Origin of the sequence: Sporosarcina sp. ACRSL, assembly GCF_022346605.1 — a bacterium.
GTDB lineage: Bacteria > Bacillota > Bacilli > Bacillales_A > Planococcaceae > Sporosarcina.
Map to the genome: position 1 here is coordinate 37953 of NZ_JAKRNT010000015.1, position 12038 is coordinate 49990.

Consider the following 12038-nt stretch of genomic DNA (forward strand, 5'->3'; position numbering starts at 1 on the left):
ATTTAATCGCGCCCTCCTTTACTATTTAGGTGGAAGAATATTAAATCACTTTCAAGCTCTTAAAGAGGAATGTGTAAATGTCGGTATGTTCCTCGATAATTTTAACAATCGGTTTTCCTAGACCATGGCCGGCGTCTTTTTCAATCCTCAATAGAATCGGCGCATCACCAGCTTGGGCTTCTTGAAGTGTTGCAGCATACTTCATTGCGTGTAAGGGAACGACGCGATCATCCGTATCAGCAGTGGTGATTAACGTTGCTGGATAGGATTCACCTGGTGAGACATTGTGAAGTGGGGAGTATGCATGGATGTTTTTGAAATCCACTTCATTTTCTTCTGCATTCCCAAATTCTGATGTCCAGAATCTCCCGACAGTGAATTTTTGATAGCGGAGCATGTCCGTGACGGGAACTTGGCAAATGACAGCACCGAATAAGTCGGCGCGCTGGTTCATACAAGCAGCAACCAAAAGGCCGCCGTTACTACCTCCCATAATCGCGAGCTTAGAAGGGGAGGTATAGTTGTTGTTTACAAGCCACTCTGCTGCGGTAATAAAGTCATCAAATACTTGCTGTTTTCTTTCGAATGTTCCAGCTTGATGCCACGCTTCACCATATTCTCCGCCGCCTCTAACATTCGCCACAGCATACACGCCACCCTCTTTTATGAACATCGCGTTCGAGGCAGAGTATGAAGGTGTCATGCTAATATTGAAACCGCCATATCCGTAAAGCAAAACGGGGTTTTCCCCGGATAATACCAGATCTTTTTTATGTGTAATGAACATCGGGACTTCGGTGCCATCTGTTGATGTGTAAAAAATTTGTTTTGTTTCATAGAGGGTAGGATCAAGTCCCTTATCAGAAGCAAATACTGTTTCTAGACAATCCGAAGCGACATCATAACGGACAATCGTTGTCGGGTTCAAATAAGAGGTATACGCTATAAAAATCTCCTTTTGTTTTTTATTGATTGAAACCTCGGTGATTGTAATCATATCGGGTAATTCAATCGTTTTAATGAAGGAACCGTCGAGTTTAAACAACGAAATGTTATGACGTGCATGCTGCATGAAGGATAATACAAAATAATCATCCATCCTCTTTGTGAAATACATGACTTTTTGTTGCTCAGGAACAATATCGACCCAATTCTCTTCTTCGGGCTGATGGATATCAATAGCAACTATTTTCCCGTTAGGTGCATTTTTGTTCGTATAGACGTAAAACAGGGTCTCTTTATTGCCTAGAAATGAATAGTAAGCATCCCCGTGTGGAGCTAAAGGGATAAAATCTTCGTTACTATCAATTGGGCGATAATAGAGCCGGCTTTTATTTTCGGTCCCTTTCCACGATTGAAGGATAAGGTAACGATAATCGTCGGATAACGTTGCGCTGAAAGATAACTCCTTATCATCAGGACGTTCATGAATCAAAACGTCGTCCGATTGCGAGGTATTTAACTTATGCAAATAGAGTCTATTATAATTGCTTTCATCTTCCGGTGATACCGTTCCAGGTGCAGAAAAGCGGCTATAATAAAAGCCTGAACCGTCTTCAAGCCAAGCGATTGTACTGAATTTGCACCAGTTGATAGTTTCGGGATAATCTTTACCTGTTTCTACGTCTTTTATTTTTATCTCTTGCCAATCACTTCCGTTTTCGGAAAGGGCATACGCCATCAAGTTACCATTCTTATTGAACGTGATGTTCGTGATAGCGGTTGTCCCTTTTGGATTTAACGCATTTGGGTCGATAACAACTTCAGGTGAGGAATCTGAAAAATTCTTCGCTCTATAGTAAACGGGTTGATTCTGTAAGCCGTCATTTTTATGGAAGTAATAAAAATCTCCATTCTTCTGAGGCACGAAATACTTTTCATAATTCCACCCTTCTTTAAGTTTTTTCTTAATATCCTCTCTCTCGACAATCGCATCGATATACTGTCGGGTCTGTGCGCTTTGTTGAGAAATCCATTCTTGCGTGGAACTGGCATTCATATCCTCCAGCCATCGATAAGGATCTTCAACAAGCGTACCATGGTAATTCTCTGTAACAGTTTGTTTTGGGGTTAACAAGTTCATACGACAAACACTCCCTAACGCTAGATTTTAAGTGTGGACTACACTAGTAAATACATGCAATTTATATGCCAAAAACGGCTATGGTAAGCAGCCTTGCCATTTTGTTTTGACATTCTTGCGGGGAGTTTGTTGTTCAATTCTTACAAAACGTTAGCTAAAACGAACAAGTCCTGCTATAATTGCATAGCACTCAGAGCGGATTAGAACAGCTTTTTCGGTGCATACTTGATTTAATAAATATTTATTTATAAGGGGATTACATCATGAGCGGTTATAACGCAGTATCAGCAAAAAATACAGAAAATGCACCAAGCGGTAACGGTCTATATTCACATTCTGTAGCTTTCTCTCATTACAATAATCTTTCAGCTCAATTGCCGATCGATCCAGCAACAGGCAAATTGGTAGCTGGTGGTATAAAAGAGCAAGCTGAACAGTGCTTTACCAATATTAAAGCAATTGTAGACAGCATTGATCATGTTATGAGCGATATCGTTCGAATTACGGTATTCGTTAAAGATATTAAAGACGTTGACGCGGTTGATGAAGTTTATAAAACATTCTTCCCAACTTATGTTCCTGCAAGGACAACAGTTGCAGTTGCGGCTTTGCCTATGGATGCGATGGTGCAAGTTGAAGCACTTCTATCACACGGTGAAGGTACAATTCCTAACGAACCACAATCAGGCGACCTCATCAAACTTACAAACAATACACCGAATGCACCTACAAGTTCACTATCTACACAAACTGTAGCTTTTTCTCATTACAATTATCTTTCAGCTCAATTGCCGATCGATCCAAAAACAGGCAGATTGATAACGGGTGGAGTAAAAGAGCAGGCTGCACAGAGCTTGAAAAATATCAAAGCGATCTTAGAAAGTATCGACGTTCCTTTTGACGATATTGTTAAATTAACGATTTTCCTTAAAGACCTTTCGGATATCGAAGCGGTTAACGAAGTGTATTCAACATTCTTCCCGGACTCCGCTATCGCTAGGGCCGTAGCTTATGTCCCTGCACGCACAGTAGTGGCAGCTTCAGCTCTACCGATGGATGCTTTGGTACAAATGGAAGCAGTCGTGTCACACGGAGATGGGACACCACCACAAGAAATTGAAGACAGACATGGAATCGTTATTTGGGCAAACAATACTGACAATGCACCAAAGAGTTCTCTGTCTACACAAACCGTAGCGTTCTCTCATTACAATCACCTTTCAGGTCAATTGCCTGTGGATCCAAAAACAGGTCAATTGGTAGCTGGTGGAATAAAAGAGCAAGCTGAACAGTGCTTGAAAAATGTGAAGGCGATTGTCGAAAGTATCGACCACGTTATGGACGATATCGTTAAAGTAAATATCTTCGTGAAACATATCACGGATATGGCTGCGGTAGATGAAGTGTACAAAACATTCTTCCCGGGCACTGTTCCTGCACGAAGAACAGTTGGTGTATCAGCTTTACCTGAAGATGCATTAATCCAAGTCGATGTAGTTGTCTCAAACGCGGAAGGAACACCTCCAAAAGCATAACAAGGATTTTGCCGATCGTGAGTGTGAAATCGCATACCCTATTCATAAAAAAGGCTGTCTCAAATGAAAATTGAGACAGCTTCTTTTTTGATAACAAAAAATAACCTCTTGTTTAACACAATTTATTAATCTACGAAATCTGGTATCTGGGTAAGGAGTTCGTCAATAAATATTTTTTCTCCACCGATAGCTTTTAGTGCTGAGCCGAGGGATTGAAGCCAGTTACCTGCGATGGCTACCTTCTGTCCTTCAAAAACAAATGGGAGAGTAGGGTCAAATGCTTCTTTTGTAACTCCGATTGCCTCCGAAATCAATCCAGCCGACTGAATCCATGCCCCAGCCAAGGTTTCTTTTTCTCCCTCGATATTCCCTTCGCTTAACCCATACAGCCTCTGTAAGAGAACCGTTTCCAGAATCACTCCGAATGCCTGAATCCAAACCGCACCAGCGATTTGTTTTTCTAATCTCGACTTTAATTCTTCTACTTGGGAATTCTTCTTCTCCTTCTCCTTGCCCTTATCTGTCTCCTTGCTCTTATCTGTCTCCTTGCCCTTATCTATTTCCTTGCCCTTACCTATCTCCTTGCTCTTATCTATCTCCTTATCCTTCTCTTTCTCATTATCCTTCCTTTGCCGTGCATCCACATCATCACTCCCGCCCATCCTCAATGTTCCCATATGCTATACGTATGTCAGATGAGCCGAATTGTGTGGGTGCCTGTTTGGTGGACTATTCAGATAATACACTACAATTGCATAAAATAAATGAAGAAGCCGACCAAATTAACAACTGGTCGGCTTCTTTCTGCATATTAATTACTTTCATTGAATTGTCATAAATGTGTGGTGCACAGGCACCGTTACTACCGTTAACTACGTTAGTCTGGGATTTTCTCGTATGCCATCTTGAGAATGACGTCTTTATGTTGGGGGTATTGTTCTAATAGTTCCTGTTGAGTGAATAATTCAAAGTCCTTGTACTCAAAACCTGGCGAAACCATACATCCGACTAAAGAGAATGTATCCGGTTCCATTACGGATGATCCGAAAATCGTGCCTTTTGGAACTAATGCCTGTGGAACTTCTCCTTTATCCAAGTTCAACCCTAATTTAATTTCTTTATAATCCCCATTTTCGTCGATCACATGAATGGTTAGAGGACTTCCCGCGTGATAATACCATAATTCATCAGATTTCAAACGATGAAAATGAGAAATGTCTTTGGATGTTAAAAGAAAGTAGATACTCGTATAAAGCATGCGTTTCCCATCAAAATCCGTCGTTAGTTCTTGATCGGAAATCGATTCGCTCGAATGGAATGATTGTTTATAATATCCACCCTCTCGATGTGGAATGAGTCCAAGTTTGGTTATGAAAAATTGTGGATCATGGCTATTCACTTCTATATACCTCCAATTATTATTCTGATATATCAATTCTGTGCTGCTATGCTGTCTCTTCTCTGTAGCATTCCCCCTAATTGTACAAATTAAGTAAGGTTGTTACAAACTTTTTAAGATTTCTTTTACGTCGTAGAATTTTAAAAATACTAAAAAGGCGGATATTCAGACTTGGTTTCGACTGATAATTCCCGCCATTCGCAGAGTTAACGAACGATGACCTTTATTTTTTAAAAAGCATTCGGGTTTTTATTGACAGTTAGAATTTCTGGTGTTAATATGAGTTTGTAAAAATTAAATATTATTCTCGTATAATGTTGGGGATAGGGCCCAAAAGTTTCTACCAAGCTGCCGTAAATGGCTTGACTACGAGGTTGTGTATATAATTATGGGTATAAATCACTTATTTATCCCAATAATTCACCCTCCTGAAGTCAAGCACCGGTATCTTACTCGGTGCTTTTTTTAATTTTTACACAGACAAACATTCACAGGGAGGATCATTTATATGACAAAAAGTACAAAGAAATTAGCAATGGTATTATTCCTTGCTTTAATGACTGTTGTTATGGCCGCGTGCGGAAATAACTCAGATAATAAAAAGGACGTTAAGGCGGGAACTGGCGAAGAAGGGTTGAAAATCGCTATCGTAACAAGCCCATCTGGCGTAGATGATGGTAGCTTCAATGAAGATAACTATAACGGTATTTTGAACTTTATTGAAAACAATCCAACAGCAACAGTAAAGGCTGTTAAAGAGCCAACAGGCGATCCAGCTGCAGCTGTACAAGCTGTTGCGGATATCGTGGCAGACTATGATGTAATTGTTACACCTGGATTCCAATTTGCTGGGGTTTCTAGTATCGCTGTAGAAAATCCTGATAAGATCTTTATCATGAATGACACTGAGCCAACTCCGGTAGATGGCCAAACTGAATTCGATAATATTTATGCTTTTAATTTCGCTGAACAAGAAAGTGGTTTCTTTGCAGGTATGGCTGCAGCACTTGAAACAAAGACAAACAAAGTAGCGGTTGTAAATGGGATTGCGTATCCTTCAAACGTGAACTATCAATTTGGTTTTGAATCTGGCGTCAATTATGTCAATAAAGTGTATGGAAAAAACGTTGAACTTGTTGAGTTGTCTGGTTATGCAGGGACCGATGTAACGGGTGCTGATGTTGGTGGTAACTACGCAGGATCTTTTGCAGATGAAGCAACTGGTAAAGTAATCGGAAATGCGTTAATCAAACAAGGTGTAGATATCATTTTCCCAGCGGCAGGCGGCACTGGTAACGGTGTATTCACAGCAGTTAAAGAAGCTAAGGGCGACGTAAAAGTAATTGGTGTCGATGTTGACCAATACGATGACGGTGCAAACGGTTCTGAAAATATCGTATTAACATCTGGTGTTAAATTTATGGCGATGAACATTGAAAAAGTATTGAATTCTGTTGCGGATGGAACGTTTAAAGGCGGTAACGTAGTCCTCTATGCAGATACAGATTCAACTGGATTTATTAAAGAAGAAGGTCGTCATCAATTATCTGCGGACACGCTCAACAAATTGAATGAAGCTTACGAGTTAGTGAAAGACGGAACGATCGTACCTGCATCCAATTTTAATGAACATTCTCCAGAACAGTTCCCAGGATTATAAGACGAATTAGAAACACAACAACAGTAGAAGTTTATCAGTACCCTACTAATCGCATAATAGGGAGTGATGAACTTCTATTGTTTTTCCAATTAATGTTGAAGAAGGAGAATGAACGATGTCTGAATATATCGTGGAAATGAAACATATCACCAAACGTTTTCCGGGAATCGTAGCGAATGATGACGTATCCATTGGCATTAAAAAGGGAGAAATCTTTGCATTACTTGGAGAAAACGGTGCAGGTAAATCAACATTGATGAGTATGCTAAGTGGCATGTACGAACCCGATGAAGGAGAAATCTATATTCGGGGAGAGAAAGTTCAGATCAGTTCGCCGAACCATGCAGCAAATCTTAACATTGGGATGGTCCATCAGCATTTTAAGCTAGTCGAGGATTATACGATTACGGAGAATATCATTTTAGGCGTTGAGCCCATCAGTAAATTTGCCGGTCTCTTTCCATACGTAGGTATTCGAAATGCCAACCGCAAAATTGAAGAACTGTCTAAGAAATTTGGCTTGGAAGTGGATCCGACGAAAAAAATAGCTGATCTCACGGTTTCCATGCAGCAGCGTGTTGAAATTTTAAAGGTGCTTTATCGTGAAGCTGAAATCCTTATTTTTGATGAACCAACGGCAGTCCTAACGCCTCAAGAAATTGATTTCTTGCTCGGTATTATTGAAGGTCTGCGAAACAGTGGAAAAACAATCATTTTAATCACACATAAATTAGAAGAAATTAAAAAAGTGGCCGATAGATGTGCAGTGTTGAATAAAGGTAAATTGATTGATGTGTTAGATGTAAAGACAACGCCGATTAATCTTATGGCGCAATTAATGGTGGGTAGAGAAGTGAATTTTCAATCCGAAAAAACACCTGCCCAATTTAAAGAGGAAGTATTGAAAGTAGAACAGTTAACCGTGAAAAATGAGGACGGATTTGAAGTCGTCAAAGACGTTTCCTTTACGATACACAGTGGTGAAATATTTGCAATTGCGGGTGTCGCAGATAATGGTCAAGTTGAAATAGCGGATGCCATTGCCGGATTGACGAAGGTGAGCGGCGGAAAGATATTCCTCAACGGACAGGACATAACGAATGACAGCATTCGAAACAGAACGGAATCTGGAATCTCATATATTCCGGAAGATCGTCAACGATTCGGTCTGTTTTTGGATTTTGATTTAGCAACGAATATAGCTTCCAAGCAGTATTACAAGGAGCCTTTTTCCAATAAAGGAATCTTGAATAAACAGGAATTTGAACAATTTGGCAGTCGGTTGATTGATAAATATGATATCCGAAGTGGACAAGGGATCCATACGCAAGTTCGTTCGATGAGTGGCGGGAACCAGCAAAAAGCCATTATTGCCCGTGAGATTGAATTACAATCTCCGCTCATGATTTTCGTTCAGCCAACGCGAGGAGTCGATATTGGTGCGATTGAAAATATTCATAGGATGATCATCGAACAACGCGATCAAGGAAAAGCGATCCTCCTTGTATCGTTGGAGTTGGACGAGATTATGAATGTGGCGGATACGATCGGGGTTATTTACAATGGCCAACTTCAAAAGATTGCAAGCAGTGAATCCTTAACGACGAATGAAGTCGGTGAATATATGATGGGGGCAAAGCATGAGTAAAGATAAAAAGAAAACAAATCTGCGTTATCGTCTACTTTGGCCAATTAGAAATGAGAAATGGCAACCGATCAGCATTCCGGTCGCCTCTATACTAGTCAGTTTCATTGCTGCGGCCATCGTCATATTGCTACTCGGCAAAAATCCGATCCAAGCGTTTTATAATTTGTTCCAAGGGGCAGGGATCTTGCCGAAGGCCTCGTACGCTGGATATAAGAGCATGCTTACTGACTTCTTGAGTTTGTTAGACGCCATGACGCCACTTGTATTTGCAAGCTTAGCAGTGGCAGTTGCTCTAAGAGCGGGGCTATTTAATATTGGGGTTTCCGGTCAAATGCTTTTCTCCGGTTTTTTAGCGACCATTATTGTTGGCTACAGTGGGTTGGATGCCTTCATTGCAAAACCGCTTGTGTTGCTGATCGGAATGGTTGCCGGCGGCTTAATGGGTGGATTAGTCGGGTGGCTAAAATATAAATTTAACATTCATGAAGTCGTAACTACGATCATGTTAAATTATATCGCCCAATATGTCATTAGCTTCTTTATTCATATGTATTACATTGATCCGGTCTCAAGACAATCCAAATATATTTCTGAAGCCGCAAGATTGACGTTAGTAAATGTCGAGTTTGCCAACTTGAAAATGGACATTCCATTAGGCTTTATCTTAGCCATTATTGTCGCGATCTTCATCAAGTTTCTCATGGATAAAACAGTCGTTGGTTTTGAAATTAAAGCAGTAGGTTCCAACCGGGATGCAGCAAAATATACAGGAATAAAGGTAGGAACAAATACAGTCTTAGCCATGATCATTTCAGGCGGTTTGGCTGGCCTTGCGGGTGTGACATATTATTTAGGTGATTTTGCTTCCATCCAGCCAAAAGTGTTAACAAGCATCGGGTTTGACTCGATTGCTGTTGCGCTCTTAGGAAACTCTCATCCAATCGGGATTATTTTCTCTTCCTTGTTAGTATCAATCATTGACCAAGGAAGCACGTATATGAGTTCACAGGCTGGGATCAGACAAGAAATCGCATCTGTGATCATCGGGTTAATCTTATTGTTCAGTGCATGTGGTGCGTACGTGAAATATAAAGTTAGCCGCTTGAAGGAAAAAGAAGTGGATCGAAAGGACAGTGAATCATAAATGGATACGATTATTATTGATGGATTATCCTTTGCTCTGCCTCTTTTTATCATGGCAATTGGCGGTATTTATAGTGAAAAAAGCGGAATTACCAATTTAGCACTTGAAGGTTTTCAAGGATTCGGGGCATTCATTGGAGCCCTTTCAGCAGTGTTAATCGCAAATGCCTCAGGAGCGGCTATTGAAGATATGTTCTACGTGGCGTTATTATTTGCGATGATTGGCGGAATGGGCTTTTCCGTTATCCATGCTTTATTAAGTATTAAATTCAAGGCGAATCAAGTCATCAGCGGTGTCGTCATTAATATATTGGCGTTAGCTCTGACGACTTTCTTAACAACACAAATCAATGCACTCGTCTTCGGAGCAGCTTCGGACAAGTTCCGTTTAGGTGTATCGGAGCGGTTTACGATTGACGGTTTAGCCAATATCCCTGTGATTGGTGCGGTGTTTACGAATGTGTATCCGTTCCAAGTGATCATCATCGTCATTGCGATTTTTGCGTGGTATGTATTATATAAAACAAGATACGGTTTACGCTTGAGAGCCAGTGGGGAAAATCCTCAATCGGTCGATGCGGCTGGTGTAGATGTAGCGAAAATACGGTTTTCAGCGGTTCTTATATCGGGACTCTTATCCGGTCTCTCTGGCATGTGTTTTGCCTATTCCATTTCAGCTCAATTTTCTTCAGGAATCTATATGGGATACGGATTCTTGGCAATCGCAGCTTTAATCTTTGGCAATTGGAGAATTCTCCCGACGTTAGCAGCTTGTCTGTTATTTGGTTTCGCTAAATCCGGGGGAATGTTCATTGCTCAAGCAATGGCATTGCCAAGTAGTTTCACCGATTTATTCATGATTTTACCGTATGTGTTAACGTTATTGTTATTGATCTTCTTCTCTAAATCAAACCGTGCTCCGAGAGCGTTAGGTGAGATTTATGATAAAGGGAAGAGATAAAATAAATTCTTTTACCAAATAAGAAGAAGCTCTTCATAAGTCATTGGACTTGTGAGGAGCTTCTTTTTTGATCATTGTAATATGTACACAATAACAAATTAACAATAAGCAGAGTTCTTTCTTAAGTTTTTTTACTGTATAATGAGATGATTCAGCATTTCGTATTTTCATGAAAATTACATTAGGTAACTATAAGGAGTGTTTAATCATATGGAGTTCAAAAAAGAAATGATCATTGGTGCTTATAGTTTAGTTTCTTACCAAGTGACGGATGCAGATGGAAACATTACGTATCCAATGGGGAAAGATTGTACCGGTTTCATTATGTATCATCCTGATGGATATATGTCAGCGCAGATGATGAGCCAAGGGCGTCCGGCCTATGAATCAAGATCTCTACATACCGGGACGCTAGAGGAGATGGCTACTGCAGCTGAAGGGTATATGGCGTATTCCGGACCATTTGAAGTTGACGAGCAAAACAAAGTTGTGACACATCATATGACGGTCAGTATGAACCCGACATGGCTCGGCAATTCACAGCTACGCTATGTAAACTTGAAAGAGGATATACTGGAAATCACCAGTTCTCCAATTATCGTGGATGGAAAAGAACAAATTGCTTCCTTGGTTTGGAAACGCGTGGAACAATAAAAAAAGGCTCTTACATGTAATATGTAGGAGCCTTTTAATGTTATTCAAAAATTAACCCTCTGACTTCTCTTTGCCCATCGAGTCGAATAATTGTGTAGATGATAATGCATTGAATGGCATAGATACATTATGTTTAATGCCTTGGTTGTACGTTGCAATCAAGTCTTTCAATAGAACAGTTAATGCAGTTGCTGCTGTCCATTCTGAAACGTCGCCCCAGTTTCGAACGACCCAGCTATCTCCTGTACTTACTTTCAAGAGGTTTAAAATTTCTTCTTCAGGTAAGTTATAGTGCTTACCTAATTTCAAACCTTCAGCGACCGCATTCATGTTAACGCCTAGAATCATATTGTTAACCAATTCTGCTACTTGGCTGTTGCCTGGTTCTGCACCATAGTAGAATGTGTTTGATCCAATTGCATTAAAGTATGGTTCGAATGATTTCACGATTGCCTCGGATCCAGCTGTCATAATCGATAATGTACCAGCTTGAGCACCTGAAGCACCACCGCTTACCGCAGCACTAATGAGTGTTAGATCACTTTTCTCTTCCACTTCTTTGCCTAATTCATTCATTGTATCCGGGTCAAGTGTACTCATAACAATAACGGTTTTATTTTTAGGTTGAGCAGTTAAGAGACCGCCTTCACCAAAGATGACGTCAACTGTTTGAGCATGGTCACGGACCATTGAGATGATTGCTTCGTCAGCTTGTTCGGCCACTTCTTTCAACGTTTCTACCATTGTAATACCAGCAGCTGATGCTTTCTCGACGGTGCCTTTAAAAGCATCATAACCGATAACTTCAAAACCACCTTTCTTCAAGTTCATTGCCATTGGGAAGCCCATCGTTCCCAGTCCGATAAATCCAATTTTTTTACTCATGTTGAATTCCTCCAATTTCATTTTTTTGTGCAGAGACGCTCTACCAGTGAGCTGTTACGCACTCTTTAGA

General features: G+C 40.4%; 10 protein-coding genes, 1 riboswitch and 1 other annotated feature (1 of these 12 only partly in view). Of the genes, 6 read left to right on the forward strand and 4 right to left on the reverse strand.

From position 1 onward, the window contains the following. Positions 1–40 precede the first annotated feature (40 nt). Positions 41–2083, reverse strand: a complete 2043-nt coding sequence (locus tag MHZ92_RS18890; RefSeq protein WP_239433266.1) for a prolyl oligopeptidase family serine peptidase — start codon at positions 2081–2083, stop codon at positions 41–43. A 263-nt stretch (positions 2084–2346) separates the two neighbouring features. Between MHZ92_RS18890 and MHZ92_RS18895 the strand changes: the two genes are divergently transcribed. Beyond that, positions 2347–3618 (forward strand): RidA family protein, encoded by a 1272-nt coding sequence (locus tag MHZ92_RS18895; protein ID WP_239433267.1) that lies wholly within the window; start codon positions 2347–2349, stop codon positions 3616–3618. A 125-nt stretch (positions 3619–3743) separates the two neighbouring features. Here the strand turns inward: MHZ92_RS18895 and MHZ92_RS18900 are convergent, their stop codons facing one another. Continuing rightward, positions 3744–4295 carry a hypothetical protein gene (locus MHZ92_RS18900; protein WP_239433268.1) on the reverse strand — a complete coding sequence of 184 codons (552 nt, stop codon included), beginning with the start codon at positions 4293–4295 and terminating at the stop codon, positions 3744–3746. Positions 4296–4495: 200 nt separating this feature from the next. Further along, a complete protein-coding gene (locus MHZ92_RS18905; protein ID WP_239433269.1) occupies positions 4496–5017 on the reverse strand; it encodes a cupin domain-containing protein in 522 nt (173 codons plus the stop codon). A 287-nt stretch (positions 5018–5304) separates the two neighbouring features. Then, positions 5305–5406, forward strand: a riboswitch (purine riboswitch). Between the two features lie 119 nt (positions 5407–5525). Here MHZ92_RS18905 and MHZ92_RS18910 point away from each other — a divergent pair. The 5 genes from MHZ92_RS18910 (at position 5526) to MHZ92_RS18930 (ending at position 11083) form a co-directional block, all read left to right on the forward strand. Then, positions 5526–6677 (forward strand): BMP family lipoprotein, encoded by a 1152-nt coding sequence (locus MHZ92_RS18910; RefSeq protein WP_239433270.1) that lies wholly within the window; start codon positions 5526–5528, stop codon positions 6675–6677. Between the two features lie 115 nt (positions 6678–6792). After that, positions 6793–8325, forward strand: coding sequence for an ABC transporter ATP-binding protein (locus MHZ92_RS18915; RefSeq protein WP_239433271.1), 1533 nt, complete (start codon positions 6793–6795; stop codon positions 8323–8325). Next, positions 8318–9469 (forward strand): ABC transporter permease, encoded by a 1152-nt coding sequence (locus MHZ92_RS18920; RefSeq protein ID WP_239433272.1) that lies wholly within the window; start codon positions 8318–8320, stop codon positions 9467–9469. The genes MHZ92_RS18915 and MHZ92_RS18920 overlap by 8 nt, the downstream gene beginning before the upstream one ends. Further along, on the forward strand, positions 9470–10429 hold the full coding sequence (locus tag MHZ92_RS18925) for an ABC transporter permease (protein WP_239433273.1): 960 nt from the start codon (positions 9470–9472) through the stop codon (positions 10427–10429). Between the two features lie 210 nt (positions 10430–10639). Continuing rightward, a complete protein-coding gene (locus MHZ92_RS18930; protein WP_239433274.1) occupies positions 10640–11083 on the forward strand; it encodes a lipocalin-like domain-containing protein in 444 nt (147 codons plus the stop codon). 51 nt (positions 11084–11134) lie between these two features. Here the strand turns inward: MHZ92_RS18930 and MHZ92_RS18935 are convergent, their stop codons facing one another. Next, positions 11135–11968 (reverse strand): NAD(P)-dependent oxidoreductase, encoded by an 834-nt coding sequence (locus MHZ92_RS18935; protein ID WP_239433275.1) that lies wholly within the window; start codon positions 11966–11968, stop codon positions 11135–11137. A 6-nt stretch (positions 11969–11974) separates the two neighbouring features. Continuing rightward, positions 11975–12038: a sequence feature (23S ribosomal RNA rRNA prediction is too short), on the reverse strand (it continues 59 nt past the right edge of the window).